The 24969-nt window shown below is 60.5% G+C and carries 23 protein-coding genes; 5 read left to right on the forward strand and 18 right to left on the reverse strand.

What is annotated here, in order from left to right:
- Nucleotides 1–88 precede the first annotated feature (88 nt).
- From PQR40_RS18390 to PQR40_RS18455, 14 genes are all read right to left on the reverse strand, one after another.
- On the reverse strand, nt 89–1078 hold the full coding sequence (locus tag PQR40_RS18390) for an ABC transporter ATP-binding protein (RefSeq protein ID WP_408387917.1): 990 nt from the start codon (nt 1076–1078) through the stop codon (nt 89–91).
- Entirely contained in the window at nt 1075–2061 is a 987-nt protein-coding gene (locus tag PQR40_RS18395; RefSeq protein WP_408387919.1) for an ABC transporter ATP-binding protein, read from the reverse strand. Before PQR40_RS18395 ends, PQR40_RS18390 begins: the two co-directional genes overlap by 4 nt.
- Nucleotides 2058–3047 (reverse strand): ABC transporter permease, encoded by a 990-nt coding sequence (locus tag PQR40_RS18400; RefSeq protein ID WP_408387921.1) that lies wholly within the window; start codon nt 3045–3047, stop codon nt 2058–2060. The genes PQR40_RS18395 and PQR40_RS18400 overlap by 4 nt, the downstream gene beginning before the upstream one ends.
- 1 nt (nt 3048) lies before the next feature.
- Nucleotides 3049–4026, reverse strand: a complete 978-nt coding sequence (locus PQR40_RS18405; protein ID WP_408228315.1) for an ABC transporter permease — start codon at nt 4024–4026, stop codon at nt 3049–3051.
- Between the two features lie 141 nt (nt 4027–4167).
- Nucleotides 4168–5295 (reverse strand): histidinol-phosphate transaminase, encoded by a 1128-nt coding sequence (hisC, locus tag PQR40_RS18410; protein WP_408387923.1) that lies wholly within the window; start codon nt 5293–5295, stop codon nt 4168–4170.
- Between the two features lie 80 nt (nt 5296–5375).
- Nucleotides 5376–6140, reverse strand: coding sequence for an HD domain-containing protein (locus tag PQR40_RS18415; RefSeq protein WP_408228321.1), 765 nt, complete (start codon nt 6138–6140; stop codon nt 5376–5378).
- Between the two features lie 94 nt (nt 6141–6234).
- Nucleotides 6235–6903, reverse strand: a complete 669-nt coding sequence (locus tag PQR40_RS18420; protein ID WP_408387925.1) for a 4-carboxy-4-hydroxy-2-oxoadipate aldolase/oxaloacetate decarboxylase — start codon at nt 6901–6903, stop codon at nt 6235–6237.
- A gap of 64 nt (nt 6904–6967) precedes the next feature.
- On the reverse strand, nt 6968–7633 hold the full coding sequence (locus PQR40_RS18425; RefSeq protein WP_408387927.1) for an RraA family protein: 666 nt from the start codon (nt 7631–7633) through the stop codon (nt 6968–6970).
- Nucleotides 7634–7635: 2 nt separating this feature from the next.
- Nucleotides 7636–8319, reverse strand: coding sequence for an RraA family protein (locus PQR40_RS18430; RefSeq protein WP_408387929.1), 684 nt, complete (start codon nt 8317–8319; stop codon nt 7636–7638).
- A gap of 67 nt (nt 8320–8386) precedes the next feature.
- Nucleotides 8387–9394 (reverse strand): DODA-type extradiol aromatic ring-opening family dioxygenase, encoded by a 1008-nt coding sequence (locus tag PQR40_RS18435; RefSeq protein WP_408509521.1) that lies wholly within the window; start codon nt 9392–9394, stop codon nt 8387–8389.
- A gap of 40 nt (nt 9395–9434) precedes the next feature.
- Nucleotides 9435–10472: an amidohydrolase family protein gene (locus PQR40_RS18440; protein WP_408509522.1), complete on the reverse strand. Its 1038-nt coding sequence runs from the start codon at nt 10470–10472 to the stop codon at nt 9435–9437.
- A gap of 26 nt (nt 10473–10498) precedes the next feature.
- A complete protein-coding gene (locus PQR40_RS18445) occupies nt 10499–11254 on the reverse strand; it encodes a FadR/GntR family transcriptional regulator (RefSeq protein ID WP_408509523.1) in 756 nt (251 codons plus the stop codon).
- Between the two features lie 185 nt (nt 11255–11439).
- Nucleotides 11440–12888, reverse strand: a complete 1449-nt coding sequence (locus PQR40_RS18450; RefSeq protein WP_408509524.1) for an NAD-dependent succinate-semialdehyde dehydrogenase — start codon at nt 12886–12888, stop codon at nt 11440–11442.
- Between the two features lie 80 nt (nt 12889–12968).
- Complete coding sequence (locus tag PQR40_RS18455) at nt 12969–14228, reverse strand: Rieske 2Fe-2S domain-containing protein (RefSeq protein ID WP_408228345.1); 1260 nt, start codon at nt 14226–14228, stop codon at nt 12969–12971.
- 258 nt (nt 14229–14486) lie between these two features.
- Between PQR40_RS18455 and PQR40_RS18460 the strand changes: the two genes are divergently transcribed.
- Nucleotides 14487–15446, forward strand: a complete 960-nt coding sequence (locus PQR40_RS18460; protein ID WP_408387937.1) for a PDR/VanB family oxidoreductase — start codon at nt 14487–14489, stop codon at nt 15444–15446.
- 155 nt (nt 15447–15601) lie between these two features.
- Nucleotides 15602–16351, forward strand: a complete 750-nt coding sequence (locus tag PQR40_RS18465) for a FadR/GntR family transcriptional regulator (protein WP_325046895.1) — start codon at nt 15602–15604, stop codon at nt 16349–16351.
- A gap of 160 nt (nt 16352–16511) precedes the next feature.
- On the opposite strand, the gene PQR40_RS18470 is transcribed toward PQR40_RS18465, so the two are convergent.
- From PQR40_RS18470 to PQR40_RS18485, 4 genes are all read right to left on the reverse strand, one after another.
- A complete protein-coding gene (locus PQR40_RS18470; protein ID WP_408387939.1) occupies nt 16512–17171 on the reverse strand; it encodes a hypothetical protein in 660 nt (219 codons plus the stop codon).
- Nucleotides 17172–17292: 121 nt separating this feature from the next.
- Nucleotides 17293–18306, reverse strand: coding sequence for an alpha/beta hydrolase fold domain-containing protein (locus PQR40_RS18475; RefSeq protein WP_408387941.1), 1014 nt, complete (start codon nt 18304–18306; stop codon nt 17293–17295).
- Nucleotides 18307–18348: 42 nt separating this feature from the next.
- Nucleotides 18349–19833 carry an MFS transporter gene (locus PQR40_RS18480; protein WP_408509525.1) on the reverse strand — a complete coding sequence of 495 codons (1485 nt, stop codon included), beginning with the start codon at nt 19831–19833 and terminating at the stop codon, nt 18349–18351.
- A 316-nt stretch (nt 19834–20149) separates the two neighbouring features.
- Complete coding sequence (locus PQR40_RS18485; protein ID WP_408509526.1) at nt 20150–21178, reverse strand: AraC family transcriptional regulator; 1029 nt, start codon at nt 21176–21178, stop codon at nt 20150–20152.
- Nucleotides 21179–21422: 244 nt separating this feature from the next.
- Here PQR40_RS18485 and PQR40_RS18490 point away from each other — a divergent pair, with 244 nt between their 5' ends.
- The 3 genes from PQR40_RS18490 to PQR40_RS18500 are packed head-to-tail and all read left to right on the forward strand — an operon-like array spanning nt 21423 to nt 24902.
- Nucleotides 21423–22334 (forward strand): SDR family NAD(P)-dependent oxidoreductase, encoded by a 912-nt coding sequence (locus tag PQR40_RS18490; RefSeq protein WP_408228363.1) that lies wholly within the window; start codon nt 21423–21425, stop codon nt 22332–22334.
- Entirely contained in the window at nt 22331–23911 is a 1581-nt protein-coding gene (locus PQR40_RS18495; RefSeq protein ID WP_408509527.1) for a flavin-containing monooxygenase, read from the forward strand. The genes PQR40_RS18490 and PQR40_RS18495 overlap by 4 nt, the downstream gene beginning before the upstream one ends.
- A 25-nt stretch (nt 23912–23936) precedes the next feature.
- A complete protein-coding gene (locus PQR40_RS18500) occupies nt 23937–24902 on the forward strand; it encodes an alpha/beta fold hydrolase (protein ID WP_408228369.1) in 966 nt (321 codons plus the stop codon).
- Nucleotides 24903–24969: the final 67 nt, after the last annotated feature.

Genomic DNA, 24969 nt, shown 5'->3' on the forward strand with positions numbered 1-24969 from the left:
TCTCCGCCCATGAAAAAGCCCGGCGTGAACCGCCAGCATCGCTGCTGGACGGGTCACGCCGGGCGAGACTTCAATCGCGAAGGCGACGTCAGTCGATCAGATGACACGCTGCGAATTGCTCCTCGCCGGCGCGCCGCAATTCTGGCACCGCCTCTTTGCAAACGGGCAACGCATGGGGGCAGCGCGGATGAAAATGACAACCCGAAGGTGGATTCATCGGCGACGGAATCTCACCCTTGATTGCATAGAAAGTCTTCTTGCGCTTGTCGAGCGACGGTACTTCCGCCAGCAATGCCTGCGTGTACGGATGCTGCGGATGTTGATAGACCTGCTCGGTAGGCCCCGATTCGACAATCTTGCCGAGATACATCACGACAATGCGATCCGCGATATGACGCACCACGCCCAGGTCGTGGCTGATGAACAGATACGTCAAACCTAGCTCTTCGCGCAGCTTGATAAACAGATTCAGCACCTGTGCCTGGATCGACACGTCGAGCGCCGCCACCGATTCATCGCAAACGAGAAACTTCGGATTCACCGATAGCGCACGCGCGATACCGATCCGCGCACGCTGGCCACCCGAGAACTGATGGGCGAAGCGGTCCATCGAATCCGGATCGAGGCCCACCCGTTCAAACAGCGTCCCGACAAAATCGCGCGTATCCGCCTTGCGGATGAAACCATGCACGTGCGCCCCTTCCGCGACGATATCGGCAGCCCGCATACGCGGATTCAGCGACGCATACGGATCCTGGAAGATCATCTGGATATCGAGTTCGGCGCGATTGCGCTCGCGCCGTCCGAGCGCCGCCATATCCGTGTCCTGCCAGTAGCGTTTGCCGCTCGTCGGCCAGTAGACGCCGGCCGCCAGGCGGCCCACCGTCGATTTACCGCAGCCTGATTCGCCGACCAGCCCGACCACCTCGCCGGCGCTCACACTCAGGCTCAGATCGGTGACCGCATGCACGCCCTTCGGCGGCTGCCGTCCGGTGACTGCCCGGACGAAGCGCCCGGTCGCATCCTGTCTGGGCGCGAACGTCTTCGTGACATTACGCAATTCGAGCAGCGGGGTCATGCAATCTCCTCGTGTTCATCGACGACGGGCCGGATACAGCGAACCATGTGGCCGTCGTGGTCAATCGATTCGGCTATCTCATGCGCGCATTCGGGCACTGCGGATGAACAGCGCGTGCGAAACGCACAGCCCTCCCCTAACGTGAGCAGCGAAGGTGGTGCGCCGGGAATCTGCCGCAACATCACGCCTTTTGGATTGCGACTCGGAATCGAATTCATCAAGCCGCGCGTGTAGGGATGACGTGGCGTGTCGAGCACCTGATCGACACTGCCGTGTTCTGCGATCCTGCCGCCGTACATCACGCACACGCGATCCGCGAGGCCCGCGACCACCGACAGGTCGTGCGTGATCCAGATAAGTGCTGTGCCCGAGTTGCGGCAAAGCTGCTGGATCTCACCGAGAATCTGCGCCTGGATGGTGACGTCGAGCGCGGTGGTGGGTTCATCGGCGATCACCACCTCGGGCCGGTTGATCAATGCAATCGCAATCGCAACGCGTTGACGCATGCCGCCGGAGAACTGATGCGGATAACACTTCAAACGTTCGGCCGGCGCCGGGATGCCGACCTGCGCAAGCGCCATGCGCGCTTCGTCGAGCGCTGCGCGACGGCTCATCGGCCGGTGCGCGAGCACCGCCTCGACCATCTGTGTGTCGATACGCAGAACGGGATTGAGCGTCATCATCGGATCCTGGAAAATCATCGAAATCCGGTTGCCGCGAATCTTGCGCCATTGCGCTTCGGTGCATGCGGCCAGTTCCTCACCCGCGAGCTTGATGCTGCCGCTCACTACCTTGCCCGGGGGATCGATCAAACCCATGATCGAATAACCGGTTTGCGATTTACCGGAACCGGACTCGCCGACCACGCCCAGAATTTCGCCGCGTGCGACGCTGAAACTCACACCGTTCACCGCTTTCACGATGCCCCGCGGCGTCGTGAAGTGGGTGCACAGATTGTCCACCTGCAATGCGGGCTGCGTCATTTCTTCAACCTCGGGTTGAGCACATCGCGCAGGCGATCCGCCATCAGATTCAGGCACAGCATCAGCAACAGCAACGCAACGCCAGGGAAAACGCTGATCCAGTAGGAACCGGACAACAGGTAGTTATAGCCGTTCGAAATCAGCAGACCGAGCGACGGCTCCGTAATAGGCAGCCCAAGACCCAGAAACGACAGCGTCGCTTCAAGCGAGATCGTGGTCGCCATCTGCACGGTTGCGACAACCAGCAGCGGCGGCACGCAATTGGGCAGCACATGGCGAAAGATAATCCGCGTATCGCTCAGTTTCAGGCAGCGCGCCGCCTCCACATACTCCTTGCGTAACTCGACGAGTGCAGAACCGCGCGCGGTACGCGCATACACCGCCCATTGCACCAGTACGAGGGCATAGATGATCTTGTCGACGCCTTTGCCGAAAGCAGCGATGAACACCAGCGCAATCAGAATCGAAGGAAACGAAAGCTGGATGTCCGCGAGCCGCATGATCAGCGCATCGACCTTGCGCCCATAGAATGCGCCGACAAGACCCAGCGCAACACCAATGACCAACGCGAGCACGGTACAGGCGAGGCTCACATACAGGCTCGTGCGCATGCCGTAGAGAATCGCGGAAAGCATGTCGCGCCCCTGGTCGTCAGTGCCGAGCCAGTAGATATGCGCGCCCATCGACGCGTGCGCAAGCGGCGGAAGCTGCGAATCGCCAAGATCGAGTTGTGCGAGGTCATAGGGATTCTGCGGCGCAATCCACGGCGCGAATACTGCCAGCGCGGCAATCGCGACAAAAAGCACGAGCCCAATGAGCGCGAGTTTGCTCTGACGGAATTCGCTCCATAGCGCGCTCAATTGGCCACCCATGCGCGCAAACCGATGCGGACGTTTCACCGGCTTACCGGCGGAAGCGGTGGAAGCGGCAGATGCAGTAGTTTGGGCGCGCGGCTCGGCCACGGTCGTTCCTGTAGTGGGTCCCATGTCAATTCACCTCCGCCGTCACCGAGATGCGCGGATCGAGCAGTGAGTACAGAATGTCGACGACCAGATTGATCAGCATATAGATCGCCCCGACGGTCAGCAGATAGGCAATGACCACCGGGCGATCGAGCGCATTGATTGAATCGATCAGCAATTTGCCCATGCCAGGCCACGCGAACACGGTTTCCGTGACGATCGAAAACGCGATCAACCCGCCCAGGTTGATACCGATCACCGTCACGAGCGGAATCATGATGTTCTTCAGGATATGCACACCGACGATACGCGATGAACTCAGCCCTTTGGCCCGCGCGAACTTCACGTAATCGGTCAACGCGGTTTCACGCGTCGATGAATACGCGAGCCGGATGATCAGCGCGATGTTGAAGAGTGCGAGATTGAACGCCGGCAACAGCAGGTGCTTCCAGCCGTCGAGCGTCAGAAAGCTCACCTGCATGCCGAGCCATGACGTCGTGGTGCCACGTCCGCCTGAAGGCAACCAGCCAAGGAGCACCGAGCAGACGAGAATCAGGATCAGGCCGACCCAGAACGTCGGCAGACTGAAACCTATCGTCGACGACGCGGTAATGATCCGCGAGGAGATTTTCTCGGGGCGCAATCCTGCGTACATACCAAGCGGAATGCCAATGACGATTGCCATCAGCATGGCAATCACCGACAACTCGAGCGTCGCGGGCATGCGCGAGACGATCATCTGCGCAACCGGCGCGCCGGTCAGGAACGACGTGCCGAAGTCGCCGCGCAACGAGTGTGTGAGGAAATGCCAGTACTGGAGCCACCACGGCTGATCCAGTCCGAGCGAGGCAATGATGCGTGTGCGCATCTCGGGTGTGGCGCTGTCGGGGACCATCAGCGCAATCGGGTCGCCCACCACGTAGACACCGGCAAACACGAGCAGCGACATCGCCCAAAGCGCAAGGAGGCTCTGGAACAGTCTCCGCAGAATAAACTCAAACATGGATTGTCTCGCTCCGACGGGGAATGACTTCAAGCGACAGGACTTGTTTTTGCCTGCTTGTGGCCACGGATGCTGCGGGCAGTCCGTGGCCGGGCTTTGTCTCGAAAGTATAATATAGTTTAATTTAGGTGAGTTTCTATCTCACGCATTGACCGGCACGAGTTCACGCAACGCCGTAAAGAACCTTTCGTTTTCCTGCGGCAATCCGACCGTGACGCGCAGCCACTCGCCGAGCCCGTAGTCCACCACCTTGCGGACGATGATGCCGCGCCGGAGCAGCGCATCGAACAGTTCGACCGAATTACCCACCTTGATAACAACGAAATTACCCTGGCTTTTCACGTACGGGAGCCGGAGCGCCTCGCAGACCTCGTAGAACCGCTCGATCCCTTCACGATTCAGCCGATACGATTCGTTCAGATAGTCGTCGTCGTTCAGTGCGGCGATAGCGGCTGCCTGCGCCAGCGAATTAACATTGAACGTCTGCCGCACACGATTCAGAAGATCCGTGACGTAAGGCGTAGCGATGGCGAAACCGACCCGCAGACCGGCCAGCCCGAACGCCTTCGAGAAGGTTCGCGATACAACAAGATTCGGATAGCGCCGTACGAGTTCGGTACTGTCGTAACGATGGTGCGGTTCAAGATACTCGTTATAGGCCTCGTCGAGCAGCACAACGACATTAGCCGGGATGCGATCGAGAAACGAGGTCAGTTCGTCGACGCTGAAGAACGTTCCGGTCGGGTTGTTCGGATTCGCGAGGTACACCACGCGGGTCTCAGCGTTGACCGCTAGCGCCATGGCGTCGAGATCATGGCCGTAGTCTTTGGCGGGCACGGCGACCATCCGCGCGCCTGTCGCCTTGACCGCGTTCTGCCATGCCATGAATGCGTATTGCGACGACACGGCATTGCAATCGCTATCCGGTTGAGCGGCCTGCAGGAACGCACGTGCGACGAGTTCGAGAATGTCGCTCGAGCCGTTGCCAAGTGTGATCCAGTTGCGTTCGACGTTGTACTTCTGGCCCAGCGCTACTTTTAGCGCATGACCGTTCGGATCGGGATAGCGTGCACCGCTGTTGACGATCGCGTCGATTGCCGCGCGTGCCTTCGGCGGCATGCCGAGCGGGTTTTCATTCGATGCGAGCTTGATGATGCTGGCTTCCGGCAGCCCGTACTCGCGCGCCGTTTCTTCGATGGGTTTGCCTGCCTGATAGGGCTTCAACGAGCCGATGTAGGCGGGAGCAACAGGACGCAATTCGTTTGTCATGGGAACACCTTTGCTGACTTCTAGATAGGAATGAGGATGAGTGGCGCGCCCCCGGCGCACCACTCGCAGCCGCCGGGCTATTACAGGAACTTCGTCGGCCAGATCATCGTGCGCCAGATATGCGCCGACGGACTGCCGTCAAAGCCGAGCCCTTCCTTCGGTTGCCGGAAATTTCGCCCGATGATGTCGACGAAATCGTCGAGGCTCACTACCGCGTTCGGATCGAACGAATAGATGTCGTGCAGCGTGATCGAGCGGCTCGACATGTACCACTTGTGATTGCGCGCGTATTCGTAGTCACGCTGGATATACGGCTCCGGCTCGTAGTCCTTGCCGAAATAGCGCAGATACGCGTCCGGATACCCGTAACCCACCGACTCATCCGCAAAAAACCGCAGTGCCTGGTGATACTGGATAGCCCAGCTAACCTCTTCGTCCACATACGGCGCGATCATCTGCGCGCCCCAGTAGCCATGATCGCCACGAATGAAACCGGCCACGCTGATGTCATGCAGCAGGCAGGCCAGCACGATCTTCTCGTTCTGCCCGGCCTTCAGTGCGTGCGTCGCGCTTTGCAGTACGTGATTGGCCGGCCCGAAGCGGTACTTGAAGAAGTCGATCAAGGTGGGCTGCGACGGCATCTTCTGCAGGCGAGGATCGTCGCCCATCATGAAGTGCCCCGTGCCCGGCGGCGGTGGAATGGCCTGCGTGGGGTCGCGCTCGCCTGACGTGTAGATCACCGATTTCACCACGCGCCGGTCCAGCTCCGCGATCATCTCGTGTTCAAGCGCGTCGGCGCGCTCGGAAAGCGTAGGCTCATGCCCGCTTGCGGTTTGATTGCTCATTGCGATTGCTCCTCTGTCCCTTCTTTCTCTTCTTTCTCTTCTGTCTCTTCTGTCTCTTCTGTCTCTTCTGTCTCTTCGATATCGAACCGCGCGTCTAGCGATTCCAGCCGTAGATATCGAGCGTCAGTTCGCCTGCGGCGATGCGCGCAAGTATTTCCGCTTCCTTGTCCTCGCGTTCGCGCGCGGCACGCAACGTCGCGTCGATAGATTCCTGGGCGAGCACCACCACGCCGTCCGCGTCGCCCACCACCAGATCGCCCGGCCGCACGGCGACATCGCCGATACGTAGCGGATGATTGATCCAGCCGCGTGCCGCGAAATCCTTGGTCGTGCCGCGAATGCACAAGCCGCGCGAAAACACCGGGAAGCCGATCCGCGCGAGCAGTTCGGCATCGCGAACGCAACCGTCGATGACCAGGCCTGCCACACCGCGCTCTTTGGCTGCCGTCGACATGACTTCACCCCAGTAGCCGGCTTCGTAATAGTCGCTCGTGTATACCACCAGCACGTCACCCGGTTGCGCGACGATCAGCGCGCGATGCAACCAGAGATTGTCGCCGGGCGGCGAATGCACAGTAACCGCCGGACCGCAGACGCGGAACGCCGGACTGACTGGCTTGATCGCCGACGGCAGCGCGCCCAGTTTGTTGGCCGCCTCGAGCAGGGTCGCGGCCGGAAAGGCGTGGGCCGCCTCGATCACTTCGGCGGCCGGCCGCCCGATCGAAGCAGTGACCAGCGGCGAATCGATGAAAGGGTACGACATGGTGTCTCCTGATGGATATTCTGATGGCTCGCGTGGCATAGCGTGGCGCCGTGAGCGCCGGCGCTCAGGCGCTCACTTTGCTCTGCAGCGCGTGATAGCGATGCTGCTGGCGTGCCTCGTCGAGCCGCATGCCTTGCCGCGCCGCCTCGCGAATCGCGTGCTCCGCTGCGTGGATTTCTTCGGCTGCGGCCAGCACGCGGTCTTCGTGAGCGCGCGGAATCACGATCACGCCATCCGCGTCGCCGACCAGCAGGTCACCCGGCAACACGCGCGCGTTGCCGATATTGACCGGCACCTGCGTACTTTCGACCTGCACACGGTCTTTGCCGGTACGCATCCAGTGTCCCTTGCTGAATACAGGGTAACCCAGCGACAAGCACAGGCTCACGTCACGGCAGATACCGTCAATGACAGTACCGGCGATTTTCCGCCGATGCGCGATTTCCGTGAGAATGTCGCCCCACACCGTGCAGTCTTCGCGGCCGGCGTTATCCAGCACGATCACGCCGCCTTCCGGAACGTCGTCGATATAGTCGCCAACCGTGCCGGGCGGGGTCGTCGGCGGTCCGTAAAGAATCGTGAACGCACGGCCGCACAGCCGGAAACTCGCATCGCGCGGCTTGATGCCAGTACATTGACCGACAATGCCGAGGCGATCCAGCGCATCGCTCAATGTCGCGGTATCGAGGCGCTGGGCGCGCGCCATAATCGTGTCGTTCGTGTCGCTCATGTTTATCCCCTGTCCTGCAACATATATTCGTAGTCCGTACCCATCACCTGGGCAATGGGCACACCATTCAGCAGCTTTTTCGCCATCGCCGCTTCCTTGCCGGCGATCTGCTCGGCAGCGGCCAGCACGCGCTCGATGTCCGCGGCGGCGATAAAGATCACCGCGCTGTTATCGGCGATCACGTAATCGCCCGGATTGACGCGAACCTGTGCCACCGTGATCGGCACATTGGTGCCGGCTTCGGCGACGCGATTGCGCGCGGTGAAGGCCGTCAATGCTCGCGCGAAAACCGGAAAATCGTATTGCCGCGCTTCATCGATATCGCGCACGGGGCCGTCTGCAATCACGCCCTCGATGCCGCGCAACGACGCGCCGAGCGAGAGAATGCCGCCCCAACTGCCCGCGTCGAGCCCCGTGTGCTGTTCGACCACGATCACATCGCCCGCGCCGGCGGATTCGACGGCCGTCGTGCCGAGATGACGCGGCGCACCCGTATGAGCGGCGGCGCTCACCTGCGCGGCCTCCACCAGCTTCACGGTCACAACCTTCCCTGCGATGCGGCGCGAGGTCGAACGTTGCGGCAAGCCGGTAACCGTGCCGGTCAGACCGAGCTTGTCGAGTGCATCCGATACTGCGCAACAGTCGAGCCGCTGCAGGCGTTGGGTGGTGTCATCTGCTTTTTTCATGCGTGTCTGCTCCGTTCCTCATGTTCGCTTTTTTGCTCGCTAGCGCTGCTGTTACTGCTATGGCTGTTCATTCCCAGCAGGCAAACGCCATCCCCGAGCCCGTCCCGGCTTCCGATCGATAACATGCGACGTAGTCGATCAGCTTCATCTTCAGCGACGCGCTCGCGGCAAGACCGACAAGCGGTAGCCAGCTCTTGATTTCCGACGTATTACCGTTGAAATACGGCTCCGGAATATCGCGTAGCGAAGCTTCGTCGCGGTCGGCGAGTGCAGCCAGCACGCGGTGATCGAGCGCTTCATCGACCACGAAGTGACTCATGCCGCCAGAGGCGACCACCACCACGCGAAGATCGGCCGGCAAGCGCCGGATCGCCGCGCCGAGCGCGTGGCCGAGCGCCAGGCAGCGCGCCACGCGCGGCTGATTCGGCGCCACGCCGACATTCAGAAACAAAGGCACCGACGGTGGTGGCGCATCGCGCATGACGCGGCGATAGACGAAACCGAACGCGTGAGGAATACCGTGCTGGCGATCCTCACCCTTGGGCAGCCGGTTCGAGACGGCAATATCGAAACCGTCATCGACAAGCGACTCCACCAGCTTCAACGCGTGATCCGGCGCACCGGGATAAACCGCTCCTTCCGGCGGACAATGACCGTCCTCTGCCTCGGCGACGCCCGGCGGCAGGCGTCGGCGCTGTTCGTCCGACAGCGGCAGGTTCTCGATCTGCTCACCGCTGAATATCGTCATTGCCGGCGTCAGGTCGTCCTTGAACACCTCGCGCTGATCGTTGCCGAGCACGATGACGAGATCAGGCTTCATGGCGTGGAAGCGTTCGGCGAGCGTATCGAGCGCTCGCTGGCAAGCCGCATAGCGTTCCTGCTTTGACGCTTCGGCGACCTCTGCCGCAAAACCCGGTGCGCGTGCTTCCAGCAACGCCGCGTAGTCGTATGAGCGCCCCTGAAACCAGTGCGACGGATTTTTCATATCCGCGCCGGCCCGCAAATGCCAGAGCTCGGGCGGCATCGACAGCAAGGGGCCGTGCGACGTGGCGATTGCGCCGATCATCGTTGCCATGCTGCACTCCCGTTGAACGTGTTTTTCATGACCGATAGTTTCAACGTATCGCGGCTGTGCCGGCCGGCGTGTCGAGGCGGAATACCTTGCGCGCGTTGCCTTCGAAAATCATCCGTTTCTCCTCGCCGCTGAGCCATTCGAAACTTTCGATGACGGGACGAATGTCATCCAGCCAGCGACCCGTCTGCGGATCCTTCACCGTGCCAACACCCGGACGCTCCGCACCGAAGATGCAACGATCCGCACCGACCGTCTTGATGAGCAGACGCAGCGCCTCTTCCGAATACAGCACCGTGTCGTAGTAAAGACGCCGCAAGCTGTCGAGAAACGGCTCGCTTGCGCGCCCCGGCCGCAGCGACGGCGCCTGGAAGCGGCCGAACTGATACGGCACCGCGCCGCCACCGTGCGAGACAACGATCTTCAACTGCGGGAAATCCTTGAACACGCGCGAACGGGCGAGCGCCATCACCGCAATCGTTTCTTCATTGATGAAGTGCAGCGAATAGTTGTGCCGCTCCGAACGGCATCCCGCCGAATGCAGGTACGCGGGCACATCGAGTTCGACGAGCTTCTCATACAGCGGATACCAGTATTCGTTGCCGAGGTCCGGCACCTCGTTGGTCGCCAGCCCCTCGCTCGGGTCGGTATTCAGCAGCACGCCGACGAGACCGAGCTCCTTGATGCAGCGTTCCAGTTCCGGCAGACATCCGCTGACCGGTTCGCCCCACGCCTGCGGCAAGCCGCCGACACCACGAAACGTCTGCGGCATGAGACGCGCCTGCTGCGCGATCATGTCGTTGGTTTCCTCGGTGAACCAGTGAACGATCTTCGCGGGCTTTTCGCTATGCATCATCTGGTACGGACGCGGCGAGATCAACTGCAGGTCCGTGCCGATGTCACGCAACTGCTCAACGTGCGATTTGGTGCCGAAAGTCGGCGCATTGAGCACCACCAGCATTTCGTCGTCGCTGATCTGCGCAGTACCACGGCCGTGCGCGCCGCGATGGGAAACAAGCCCGGATTTCCAGACGTAGAGAGAATCCGGCGCGGTAACGTGCGCGTGCGCATCGATGATCATGAATGTCTCCGTTAAATAGTGAGGGTTCAGGCCCGGACCGCTTCCGGCTCGGGTTGGATGTACGCCGTCGGCGTCATCGGAATGAAGCTCGTACGAACGATCTGGATCCGCTCCTGCATCAGACGGCGAGCCAATTCAACTTCGCCGCGGCACACCGCGTCGAATAGACGCCGATGCGAAGCGATCACGCGATTCGCCGTGTCCGCACTCGTATGGGTGGCGAGCAAAGGTGTCAGCACGAAACGCAGCGCCTTGAATTGCGCGAGCAGAACCCGATTGCCTGAAGCTTTCACGAGCGCTTCATGAAAGCGCAGCGACGCATCAGTAAATGTCCCGAGTTGCTTGCGTGCGTCTTCCACGCCATGCAACGCATCACGCAGTGCCGTGCGATGGGCCACTGTCAGGTTTTCCGCCGCCTTCTCCGCGGCCAGCACTTCGATCGCCATTTGCGCATCGAACACTTCGCTCGCGCCAGCGCCAATGAGTCTCAGCTGTATCGACAACGCGTCGGCAAAGCGCTCCAGGTTCGCACCGGCAATCCACACGCCACCCTTCGCGCCCATACGGATCTCGACGATGCCGACCGCTTCCAGCGTTCTCAGCGCATCACGGGCGGCAGTACGGCTCACGTTGAATTGCTGCGCAAGCGACGCCTCACTGCCGAGAAAGTCGCCCGCCTTCACCTGCTTCGAAAACAGCGCGGCACGCACTTGCGATGCGACGCGCCATGAAAGCTTTTCCGTTTGCACGGACTCCCAGACTGTCGAAGTCCGAGCGTTCATGGCGTCGTTCTGGATACTTTCTTTCATTAGTTATACGAATCGTATTGGCTAGTCTATGAACCGGCTTCGAACGATGCTCAAAGGGTTCACTGCGTCAGGGGATCGCCGTTAACTATAATATATATAACTTATTTGAGATTGGCCAGCGGCGATCGATGTTTCGATTCCCCGCTGGCACGACATGATCAGGACACGGCTTGTTGAACGAACTTCGTGACCAGGTATGCCTGCAAGCCCTCAATGCCGTTTTCGGAGCCAATTCCGCTCTCCTTAACGCCGCCGAAAGGCACTTCCGGCCCTGAGACCAGCATGCTATTGATGCCGATCATGCCGGCCTCGAGACCATTCGACAGCAGCAACGCGCGTCGATCCGAACCGGTGAACGCATAGGCCGCAAGCCCATATTTCAATCGATTGGCACGCTCGAGCACCTCTTCGACGGTCTTGAATGAACTGAAAGGCACCACCGGACCGAACGGTTCTTCATTCATGATCCGCGCCTGTTCGGGCACATCGGCCAGCACGGTCGGCGCGTAGAAGAAGCCGGGACGATTCAGGCGCTGACCGCCGAGCAGCAAGCGTGCTCCGTGCGACACCGCGTCCTTGACGAACTCGTCCGCCGCGGCGAGCCGGCGTGCGTTGGCAACCGGACTCGCCTGGGTGTCGGGCTCGAAGGCCGAGCCGACCTTCAGCTTCGATGCCACTTCGACGAACTTGTCGATGAAGGCGCCATACACGCCCTCCTGAATGTAGAAGCGCGTCGGCGAAATGCAGGCTTGCCCGGCCTGGCGAAATTTGGCACTGGCGGTCATCGTGGCAATGCGCGCCACGTCGACGTCGTCACAGACGATCATCGGCGCGTGGCCGCCCAGCTCCATCACCAGTTTCTTCAGGCCGTGCGTGGCAGCCAGGCTCGCGAGATGCTTGCCGACCGGAATCGACCCGGTGAATGCCACTGCCTTGATGACGTCCGAGGCGATCAGATATTCGGATACCTGGGACGGCACGCCGAACACCAGATTCAGCACGCCGGGCGGCAAACCCGCATCCTGAAAGCATTGCACCATCGCCGTGGTGGACCCGGGCGTTTCTTCGGCGGCCTTCAGAATCACCGAGCAACCTGCCGCGAGCGCGGCCGCCACGGTACGCGCGGGAATCCGCACGGGAAAATTCCATGGCGTGAACGCCGCCACCGGTCCGACCGGCACTTTCAGCACGAGCTGGCGCGAATTCGGCAGCGGGCCGGGCACCACGCGCCCATAGGCACGACGCCCCTCTTCCGCGAACCATTTGACGATATCGGCTGAGCTATGCGCTTCCTGCAGGCCGTCGGCCAGCATCTTGCCGTGCTCGAAACTCATCAGCGTGCCGATTTCGTCGGCGCGTTCGTGCATCAGCGCAGCGGCTTTGTCGATGATGGCAGCCCGCTCGGACGTACTCATGCGCGACCACGTCGCAAAACCGGCCGCCGCCGCGGCGAGTGCGTCGTCGAGGTCGGATTGTGTGGCAAGCGGCAAGTGAGCAAGCACCGTTTCGTCAGCGGGATTGACGACGGGCCGGGTGTCGCGCCCCCCCGTGCGCCACTCTCCGTTAATGAACAGGCCGAGTTGAATGTCGTAACTTCTGGTATGCATCTGCGTCTCCGAAATCTGATATCCGGTCGGCGCCAGGCGCCGCCGTGTGCTGTTTTCGCACCGTTACTGTAGCGCGGACGTCACGGCTCCATGCCCATCGCGTCGAGAAAAGCTTGCCGGACATGTTCCGGTTGACCCGCCTGGAAGCGGAAATCCTGCAGATGATGCTTCCACAATGGATGATTCGCGATCTCCGCACGGGTCATGCCTTCAACGAAAGTAGCGCGTGCGGCAATCGGTAATTGCACGCATTCATTGAGCTTCGGATCGCGGATGATGCCCTTCGGCTCGCCGCCGTTCGCGACCACGTCCAGCTCCTCGAAGAAACGTCGGCGCAGCATGACGATGCCGCGATCGCTGCTGCCCAGATTCTCTTTCGTGCGATCGGCCACCACGCCCTGCCCCGCCCACGCGACAAAATCCTGGTTCATCACATGGCTCGTGATCCAGCGGCCGGTTTGCGGATCGGTCACCGGACCGTGCCACGTCGGCACGCTCTTTTGCTCGTACGGTTCGCTTTCCTTCGGCACGCGGGTGAAAGCCCACGTCACACTCAACGTGCGCGAATCGTCGACCGGCACGCGCCACTCGAAATGCTCACCGAGAAAAAACGCATTCGGCCACAGACACACACGGCCGATCGACCAGAGCGGATCGTTTTCGTCCGCATCGCCGCGCAGGCGCTTGTAGATGAATCCGTAGTCGAATTCGTCGAAATCGAGCTGTTTATGAGCGGGCGAGTACGGGCCTGTGTGACCATTCAGGCGTGCGGTCCAGTTGTTGTGCATCCATTCGAAGTGGATTGGATCGATCGAGTTCTCCTGGCATTGCAGCCAGTTGCATGGCACCTCGGAGATCACGATTTGCACGAAGCCGTTCTTCCAGGAGAACGGCTCCCAATTCGGCACGAGCGGCGCAGGTTGCGGCCCGAGGTACGCCCACAGAAGACCCGCCTTCTCCTCTACCGGATACGCCTTGATCTTCACACGTTCTTTGAGCTTCAACTGCGGATTGGCCACGTCTTCATACGGCTGCTCCGTGCACTTTCCGCCCTGGTCGTAGAGCCAGCCATGATAGTTGCAGCGCAATCCGCACTTTTCAACGAAGCCATAGGCAAGATCGGCGCGGCGGTGCGGACATTGGCGGTCGATCAGTCCGAAATTACCGCTCAGGTCCTTGTACAGCACGAGATCTTCGCCGAGCAGACGCACCGGCTTGACGGCCACTTCGTCGAATTCGCTCACACCGGCAATCGGCATCCAGTAACGGCGCAGCAGTTCGCCCATCGGCTCGCCCGGCCCAACCTTCGTCAAGAGTTCGTTCTTCGCTTGGGACAGCATTCTTCAAGTCTCCATTGTTATCGCCCGGCCGATGCGTCGGGGCACACAAACGCTTCGGCAGCCTCGGCCGGCTGTCATCTTTGTCGCCTCCACAATCGATCTAATGATAATACACATTAGACATTATAGAAGCATTGATCTATTCAACCCACTTCCGCTTCGCGCTTGTCGGCGCTGTTTCGATAATATATATTACACATCGAAGCACGCGCAACAGAATTTGCGTCTGCGCGGTGAGACAACTCCGGACGAGTCAACATGAAGAAGGCTATGGATACGCTACAGGTGCAACTTCGCGCGATCAGATACGAGGCGCCCACCATCAATACGTATGAATTTCACGCACTTGACGGCTCACCGCTGCCGGGCTTCACGGCCGGCGCTCACATCGATCTGCATTTGCCCAACGGGATGATCCGCAGCTATTCGCTTTGCAATTCCCCGGAGAACACACACCGCTATGTGATCGGCGTGAATCGCGATCCGTCGAGCCGCGGTGGCTCATCCTGGGTGCATGAGACGCTGCGCGTCGGCGCCGTGCTGACGATCAGTGCGCCCGCCAACAATTTTCCACTGGTCGAGGACGCCGCGCATACGGTGCTCATCGCGGGGGGAATCGGCATCACGCCGCTCATGGGCATGATTCATCGCCTGGAAGCACTGGAGCGGTCGTGGGAGCTGCACTATTGCACGCGGACCCGTGAGGCCACCGCATTCGTCGGCGCGTTGCGTCAATACGGCTCCCGTGTACAGTTTCATCACGACGGCGAACCGGGTGGAAAGCGGCTCGAATTCGCCGCCGTATTGAAGCAGCGCGACGAGCGCACGCATTTCTATTGCTGCGGCCCGACGGCCATGTTGAATGCGTTCGAAGCAAGCGCTGCGAGTTGTGGCAGCGGCGCACGTTTTCATGTGGAGTATTTCGCCGCAGGCGAGGCGCCCGCAACGTCTGGCGGCTTTAACGTGCAACTCGCACGCTCAGGCCGCCTGATTCAGGTAAGCGCAGGCAAGACGATTCTCGATGCACTGATCGCCGAAGGGATCGACGTCAGTTACTCCTGCTCACAGGGCGTGTGCGGCACGTGCGAAACGCGTGTGCTCGCAGGCGTGCCGGACCATCGCGACATGGTGCTGACAAAGGGCGAACAGGAGGCAAACCGGTCGATGATGATTTGCTGCTCGGGCAGCAAAAGCGAGTGTCTGATACTCGATTTGTGACGCCGGACAACCCGAGCGCACATGCGAATTGTATAACCGTATGATTATTCAACGGCTATGCTAACATCGCGATCAGTCTTTCGGGGTCGCACCACGCCTCTCGTGCGTGCGGCTTCGGCTCACCCCGTCGCAACGCTCAGGTCCGGAGATCCGAATTGAAAAAAGGTACTGTCGAAACTACGCCGCTGTGGGAACCGGTGCAGACGGAAACCTTATCCTGGCGCATCGTTTCACAAGTGCGCGCAGCCGTCTTTTCCGGTCAGATCAAGACGGGAGATTTCCTCGGCAGTGAAACCTCGCTGTCCGCCCAATTCAACGTGAGCCGCATGGCCGCTCGCGACGCATTGCGCACGCTCGAAGCCGTCGGCATCGTGGAGATCCGCATGGGCGCGAAAGGCGGCGCCTGGATTGCGCAGGGCAATCCGGAGCGCTTCGCGGACGCGCTGGCCATTCAATTGCATCTGATCGGCGTCACCGGCGAAGAAATCTTCGACGCGCAAATGGCGATTGAAGTCACGTCAGCAGAACTTGCGGCGCAAAACGCCACCGAGGAAGACCTCAAGAAGCTGAGCGGGATCCTGGCCGAACTCGACAAACTGCGGGACGACCCGCTTGCGTTCACGGATGCGTCGCTGCGCTTTCATGAAGCGATTGTGGAGTCGTCGCACAATCGGGTTCTGCTCGCGCAATTCCGTGCGCTGCGTTTTGTGTTGCAACCGCTACTCGCGCCGAACACCACGCATGCGATCGCCGCGCGCGTGATCCGCTCGCACAAGTCAGTGCTGAATGCGATCGAAGCGCGAGACGGCGTCAAGGCACGCGAAATCATGCAGCAACGGGTGAAAGTGATCCGTTCGCGTGTGTTGTCAGGCACCGCCGCTCAACACGCCGCAGACGACGAATAAATTTCGTCCGTCACCCGCCGGAAATATGGCGATGGCATGATGCTGCTTCGTACCCGCCCCTGCGGCTCGAGAAATTGCAGCCGGATGCGCTGCAGTCCGACACCGCCCGGGCGGGCACGCCGCCTCAAGCTAAGCCTTGCATCGAATCACGATGCCAGGTTTAGCCCTTCGCGGGGCGCCCCGTCTTCACCGTCTCGAGCGACGACACCGCGGCAAGCAGGCGCTGCGGCGCTGCCGACTCCAGCATCATTAACCCGGCTCGCAACAGTTCACTCTTCTTGACCGGCACACCGGCGTCGAGGCACTTCTGCTTGAGAGCCGCAATCCGGTCGTAATCCGATTTCGGCATCGTGAAGCTGTCGCGCACAACTTTCTCTTTCTTCGGCTGCTTGGCTTTTTTTGCTTCGGGCGCGCTGACCGGCGCGGCTTCCGCTGCTGTCGAACCCTTCGCTTTGGCTGCCTTCTCAACGGCCGGTGCCGGTGCCGCTTCCGCAGCTACCGCACGCTTCGCTTTGACTGCTTTCTTCGCAGCCGGTGCCGTTTCCGCAACTGCCGAACGCTTCGGCCTGGCTTCCTTCTTCACAGCAGGCGCGGCTTCCGCAGTTGCCGGACGCTTCGCTTTGACTGCCTTCTTGACAACAGGCGCCGCTTCCACGGTTGCCGAACGCTTCGGCTTGGCCGCCTTTCTGGCGACAGGCGCCGTCGCTTCCGCCGAGTGTTCCGGCGCGACTGCCGGTTCAGCGCCATCCGGCGCGTGCTTGCTGGCCTTCGGAAAATGAGACGCTTTCTTGGCGTGCTCTTGAGTAACAGGCGACGTCATGCTTACCTCCACGTTGATAACGGTATAAACAGTATATACCGTTTATTTGATATCGAAATCGTGGAGCGATAGCAATGCCAGGACGGCTGTCACGACAATCACCAACACATCACTGTGCCGGCTAAGCCGTTGACCGCTGCAACCAGTGTCGCAGGAACTGCGCGGTCTTCCGGCAGGCGAGCATGGCTTCCGGCGTCTCGGTGCCGGTAGGCCATGACTGATGCACGTGCGGCATGCCCTCATAGATGTCCAGTTTCACCGTACATCCGGCAACGTCGAGCGCCTGGTACAAACGCACGGAATCGCTTAGCAATATCTCGCGGGTTCCAGCCTGAACCAGCGCAGGAGGGAATCCCTTGCTGAAATCGCCGTAGATCGGCGACGCATAAGGATGCGTCAGGTGGTCAGGACCCGCATACATGTTCATGTTGAAGGCCAGTTTCTCCGGATCGAAAAAGTCGGCGTGACGCAGAGTCCGAATGGTGTCTCCTTCACAACGCAGGTCGACAAACGGCGACCACAACGCGGTCGCCGCCGGCATCGGCTTGCCCTGGTCTCTAAGCTTGAGTATCGAGGCCACGGCAAGACCGCCGCCCGCCGAGTCGCCGAACAGCACAGTCCGGTCAGTGGGCATCCCGCCGTTCGCCAAGGCGTCGAACACGGCTACCACTTCGTCGGTTACCGTGTCGTAGCGGCCACGGGGCGCCAACGTGTAATCGATCGACAACACAGGCTCTTCCAGCAGGTCCGCCATCACCGCAGCGGCAACAGCATTGGCCCGTGCAGAGCCGCCCGTGTAGCCGCCGCCGTGCGTGTAGATAATCCGTGCGCCGTTACGCTGCGGCTTCTTCGGGATGTATTCCACCACGGGCACGCCGCCCAGTTCTCGTTCAACCCTTTGCGTTCCCAGTCGAGTCAAAACCGGCGCGGCTAGTGCCTCGGCAAGGCGGTTGGAGAGCACATTGGCCGCGTCCCATTCGTCCGGATTGTCGGTGTGTGGCTGGGGTTGAAGTCCCCCCGTCTTCATGACCTCCTCGACCATGCGGCCAAACGCGTCCTTCCACTGCGCAGAAACGGTGGACGGAAGAACAAATTGCAATGGTGTTGTGTCGCTTCCCTGCTCGATCTCAGACATGTCTATTTCGCCATTTATTCAATCATACTAATTAACTTAATTTCAGCCCGTGCGCTGCTGTATCAGCTTCTCGAGAATCCTCGCATGCGTTGGGCGGTCGAGACGATACAAAAGCAGGATCAGTACACCCGCAATCGAAAAGAGGGCCGCCCCAGGCCCGTAACACAAGCCAAGGAGGGTGACAGTTTCGGGACGGAGTGCAACCTGCGCGCCCGCCTTTGCCGCCGCGCCGCTGGGAAATCCGCTGAACTGCAGGACCAGCCCGGCAATCAGCGCGCCGCCACCCGTGGCAACTTTTCCTGCGAAAGCCCACCCGGCGAAATACAGGCCTTCGCGCCGGGAGCCGAAAATATATTCGTGCTCGTCGGCCGCGTCCGCCAGCATCGACGAGACGGCGATGGCCGCAGCAGTCAGGCCGAAGCCGCCGATCGCCGCGTTCGCGGCAAGCATCGTTGCCAGGGTCATGCCTTGGAAAGGCAGCATGCCGGCAAGGCGCAAGCTCGCAGGGAGTGCCTGAGTCACGATCAGGACACCCAGGCTGACCAGCAACATGCGTTTTTTGTCGAATCGATGCGAGAACATGCCGATCAACGGCGCCCCCGTCAGCAAGCCGCAAAAGTAGGCCAGCATCACTATCTTGATGCTGTCGCCGGACAGCCGCCAGAAATAGGTGTTGGCATGCAACCCAAGCGAGAGTGCCACGCCTTGCGCAACAAAAAACAGCACCGACGATCCGAACAGAATGCGAAAAGACCGGTTGCGAAAAATTTCGGCGAGTCCGGCCAGCAGCGCGCGCAGCCAGCCTGGGCGATCCACGGCAATCGGATGCGCACGATCGCGCAGGACGAACGTTCCCCATATTGCAGCGAGCGCACCGGCAATGGCGACCGCCGCGCAGGTCATCGCGAAGGGAGGATAGGCTGCCTTCTGCGACAAGCCGTCGGGGCCCCTGAAGAAGAGGCCGAAGCCGATGAGAACCGTGGCCAACCCGGCGATCATGCCAAGCCCCCACCGCCATGCCGCAATTCGGGATCGCTCCGCGTAGTCGTCGGTCAGCTCGGCACCCAGCGCAAGGAATGGCAGGTTAAAAAGCGAGACCGACACACGCAGCACGATGGAGAGCAGCAGCAAGGTGACAAATAACGTCGTTGCCGACACCCCCTTGGGCAGCGAGAAGATCATCACGAAGGCGATCATGGAAAGCGGCAGACCCAGCAGCATGAACGGCAGCCTTCGTCCGAGCCGCGAGCGCCAGCCATCGGATATTGAACCGATCAACGGGTCCAGCACCGCATCGACAACAAGTCCTGCCGACAGCGCCACGCCCGCAGATCCACCGGACACACCGCACACCGCCGTTACGTAGAACAGTCCGAATACGGTCAGCACGTTGTTCGTCACTGCGTCGACAAACGAGCCCGCGCTATAAGCAATCTTGGATAACAGCGGTAGCGGCGTCTGCCGCAACGCCGTTGCATCGATCAGATGATCCGGGGTGGTCTCTAGCGTTGTCACAGCTGCGCTCATAAGGGGTACCGATCAATGGGGACATTGTGCTGTTGGAGCAGCGGAAAAGCGCGGCTAATCATTCATGCCGGGCCTTGGATCTGCTCGATCGCAGCGGTGCGAACGGCTGCGCGACGTGGGTTGCGGAACGCGCTTTTCGTCCTCGCGAAGCGAACCGCATGCATACGGTTACGCGCAAAGTCCGGCCGATAATAGTCGCTTATTTGGAAACAGGATAGTCTGTTTTGTTATTAGATGCGGTGAACCAGGGCAATTACCGAGCGGCGCACCACGCAATTTCCAGCGGCGGCGCGCCTTCATACTTCAGGCTCAGCGCTTAGGCGGCGCGAGTAGTCTTCCGGTAGACATTCGGCGCCACGCCATGCCAACGCTTGAAGGCCTGAGAAAATGTCGAAGAATCGCTAAAGCCCAGACGTACAGCAATATCCGCCATGCTCAACCGGCGGTCTTTCAGCAACTCCTCCGCCATCGCCCGGCGCGACTCCATCAGGAGCGTTCTGAACGTAGTCCCCTCCTCTTTAAGCCGGCGTTTCAGGGTGCGTTCGCTCAGATTGACGATCCTCGCCATTGCGGCCAGATCCGGCAGCGAACTGCCAGGCACGCTCAGGTACTGGCGGACGATCGTCGATGTCCCGGATTGCGCCTGCCGGCGTTCAATGAGCTCGGCGCACATCTGTTCGCACATGGCCGCCGTGATGGCATTGGCATGCGGCAGCCGCCGGTCCAGATATGCGAGGTCGAACGACAGGCTGTTCATCTTCGCCCCGTAATACGGCGTCGCGCCGAATACTTTGCGTATCGCGCCACGACGGGGATTCTTGCGGTTCGGCTCGGCCCTGAAAGTAAGCCGCTCGAGTTTGAAGTCCTGACCGGCGACTTCGGCAAGCAGGACCGCTGCGCCCGCCATGTCGCCTTCCACCAGAAATCGCGTGAGATCAGCTCCCAGGTCCGGTTCACCGAATGTCAGCACGCCAAGATTGCCCTCCTCGTGATACGAGATCAACGTGAACGCAAACGTAAGTGGAATGAAGCGAAGCGCGAGCGTTAATGCATCTCGCATGGTGGCGCTGCTGATCAGACCAAAGCCCCACACGCCGTAAGCCGAGAAGTGGTAACGAAGCCCCAGGTCGATGCCGAGTTGATCCGGCGCACCGGTCAGCTTCAACAGGTTGCCGATCACGCGAAGCTCCTGAGCGGCCGATAGTTCGGCATTCGGGTCGTCGAGTTGCGTGAGCTCCAGCCGGCTGCCTTTAAGCACCTCGGCTGAGGAAAAGCCCTTCGCGCGCGCGTAGTCCACCAATAATCGGGTACGTGTAGGACCGCGCTTGAAGTCCCAAAAACTCATCAGGAGATACCCCTAAAGGACACAATCTGGCCTAAATACTAAAAAACCTGTCCCGTTACGCCATTGGCGTATTCCCGATGCAACCGCACTATGTCGTCCAACGGGGGCTGATATTCAATGCGGCCTGAGAGGCGCTACGCGCCGCGCGAATCCGGCGACGGAATTTCCGGGGTTAGCGTTTTACGCCCAAGCGGAACGTGCTGGATTTTCGTCATTGAAAAGGCGGTTTGCAAGGGGTGTGCTCATGAAAAGTTTTGAAGGAAAAGTCGCCGCGATCACAGGTGCCGGGTCGGGCATGGGCCGCACGCTCGCGATCGAGCTCGCTCGACGCGGCTGCCACCTCGCCTTGAGCGACATCAACGAGATCGGGCTGGTTCAGACAATGAACGAATGCGTCGTGTACGGCGTGCGGGTCACGGTGCAACAACTCGATGTCGCCGATCGCGCGGCCGTTTTCTCGTGGGCCAGGCAAGTGTCGGAAGATCATGGTCGCATCAACCTGATCTTCAACAACGCCGGCGTATCGCTCGCGGCCGCTGCGGAGACGGCCAGAATCGAAGACTTCGAGTGGATTATGGGCATCAATTTCTGGGGCGTCGTGCATGGCACGCAGGCCTTCCTGCCGTACCTGCGCGCGTCGGGAGATGGCCACGTGATCAACACGTCGAGTCTGTTCGGCATTATCGCGATGCCGACCCAAGGTACCTACAATGCCAGCAAATTTGCGGTCCGCGGTTATACCGAGGCGCTGCGCATGGAACTGGAGCTGGAAGGTGTGTCCGTGAGCGCGACATGTGTTCATCCCGGTGGGGTTGCGACCAACATCGCAACCGCATCGCGGGTCGACGACAGCATCCAGTTACTGACCGGGCTGGACGCGGACGCCCATCGCCGTCAGGCCAACCGCCTGATCAATGCAACGCAGCCGGACGATGCAGCGCGCCAGATTCTTGCCGGTGTCGAACGCAATGCCCGGCGCGTGCTGATAGGTAGCGACGCACGGCGCGCCGATCGCATCGCGCGGCTTCTGGGTTCGGCCTACCAGATTTACGTGCTGCGCTTTCATCGCAAACTGCAGGGCCGCCGCGCGAAATTCGCACATGCGGCACCCCGGCCGGCCCAGGCCGCCTCTTCCACCAGCAAGGACATTGCATGACGCCGGCTACCCAGGCAAGCGGCATTTCGTCCGCGCCTTCCCCCACCTCTTCGTCCGATAGCAAACACATTGCGGGCGCCGACCTCGACTATGACGTCCTGATTGTCGGAGCCGGATTGTCCGGTGTGGCCGCCGCGCATCATTTACGGGAGCGCTGCCCTGCGGCCCGCTTCGCGATACTTGAGAGCCGAACCACGATGGGCGGCACGTGGGACCTGTTCCGCTATCCTGGCGTGCGCTCCGACTCGGACATGTTCACGCTCGGCTACAGTTTTCACCCGTGGCATAGCGACAAATCAATAGCCGACGGCCAGACGATTCTCGACTACATCAAGGAAACGGCACAGACATCCGGGATCGACAAGACCATCCGGTTCGGCCACAAGGTGACGGGCGCTAACTGGGATTCATTGACTGCGCGCTGGACGGTACGCGTGAAGCAAACCGACGGCAATGTCGACATTGAAACGCGCTATACCTGCAAGTTCCTCTACATGTGCAGCGGTTATTACGACTACGACGAAGGTCACGCACCCCGGTGGCCCGATATGGAGAAGTTCAAAGGCCGCGTCGTCCATCCGCAGCATTGGCCGGCCGATCTGAGCTACGCGGATAAGCGCGTTATCGTGATCGGCAGCGGCGCCACGGCGGTCACGCTGGTCCCCGCGATGGCGGACACGGCGAAACACGTGACCATGCTGCAGCGCTCACCCACCTACATTTTTTCGCTGCCTGCGCGTGACAAGATCGCAAACGTCATGCGCAAGTGGTTACCGTCAACGCTTGCGCATCGGCTTATCCGCAGCAAAAACGTGCTGCTGACGATGTACCTGTACAACCGCTCGCGGCGCAAGCCGGAAGAAACCAAACAGCTGCTCATCAGGGCGGCAGGCAAGCAGTTGGGCCCGCAGTTCGACGTCGACAAACACATGACGCCCCGCTATAACCCCTGGGACCAACGCCTGTGCCTCGTACCGAACGGCGATCTGTTCAAGGCAGTGCGGGCCGGCAAGGCATCGATCGCCACCGATGAAATCGAAAGTTTCACCGAGACCGGTGTGCGGCTGCGAAGCGGCGAGCATCTCGACGCGGATCTGGTGATTACCGCCACCGGATTGAAGCTCAAGATGCTGGGTGGTTCGGTGATTTCTATTGACGGGCGCCCGGTATCCCTCGCCGATACCGTGTCGTACAAAGGCATGATGTATAGCGATGTACCGAATCTCGCCTCGTCGTTCGGATATACCAATGCTTCGTGGACCCTGAAAGCCGAGTTGATCGCGCAGTACGTCTGCCGGCTCGTCAATCATATGCAGGCGAACGGTTACGACGTTTGTGTCCCGCGATTGGGGGGCGATGAGACGGGCTCGCTGCCTGCCGTCGACCTGACGTCGGGCTACATCCAGAGAGCGTCGGGTATCCTGCCTAAACAGGGGCTGCACAAACCATGGAAGTATCATCAGAACTACCTGCTCGATCTTGCATCGCTCAGGTTCGGAACCCTCCACGACGGCGCCATGCAATTCGAGCGGCGCCCCACAGCCAGGCTTGCGCGCGAAACGCAAGAGAACACATAAAGACCAAGGTGAGTACGTGACATTCATGACCCTGTCCATCATCGCCGCGTGCATCATCGTCATTGTGATCGCGGGGCTCGTCGCTTTTTCGCTGTACGTTGCGCGCCGCGTCGAACAGGCGCTACCCGCGCAGGGCCGTTTCATCAATATTGGTGGCGACCGGATTCACTATGTCGAATTCGGCAATGGACCGCCCATTGTCTTCGTTCACGGGTTGAGCGGACAGCTGCGCAACTTTGCGTATCTGCATATGAAGGAACTCGCGCAGTCTCATCGGGTAATCCTGATCGACCGGCCGGGTTCGGGACATTCAACGCGAGGCGCGCGTTCGTCGGCCAGCATCTCCGCGCAAGCGCGAACCGTGGCAATGTTCATCGACGCCATGGGATTGAACAAGCCGCTGCTGGTCGGGCATTCGCTCGGTGGCGCCATTGCGCTTGCGGTCGGCCTGAATCATCAGCAAAGCGTCAGCCGGCTGGCATTGATTGCGCCGCTCACTCACATGGCTGATCCGGTCGCGGCCTTTCGCGGCTTGATGATCCGGTCTTCGCTGCTCCGACGCATCGTGTCGGTTACGCTGGCCACGCCGTTCGCGATCAAGGGCAGTCGCGCCATCCTGGACATCGTATTCGGCCCCGATGATGTTCCGAAGGATTTCCCGACGAAAGGCGGCGGCTTGCTTGGCTTGCGACCCCGTACTTTCTATGCGGCGTCATCCGACATGATGGCGATCCCGGACGAACTCCCGGCAATGGAAAGCCGCTATGCCACACTTCGCCTGCCCGTAGATGTGCTCTACGGCCGCGAGGACAGAATCCTGGATTGGAGGCATCACGGTGAGGCCCTCAAGCGAAAGCTGGATCACACCACGCTGCGCCTGGTGGACGGTGGCCATATGCTGCCGGTAACAGCGCCTGTTGTAACCATGGAATGGCTCCAGGCAATTGCAGCCGAATCGCTTACCAGAACGTCCTCGAAAATCGCCCTGTAGCCATTGTCAGTCGGCGGTGTGTCGGCCCTCAGTGGCGCACTTGCACCGCCGCCCTTCCGTTTTCAAC

It is taken from the genome of Paraburkholderia sediminicola, from assembly GCF_046026855.1.
GTDB classification, from domain to species: domain Bacteria; phylum Pseudomonadota; class Gammaproteobacteria; order Burkholderiales; family Burkholderiaceae; genus Paraburkholderia; species Paraburkholderia sediminicola_A.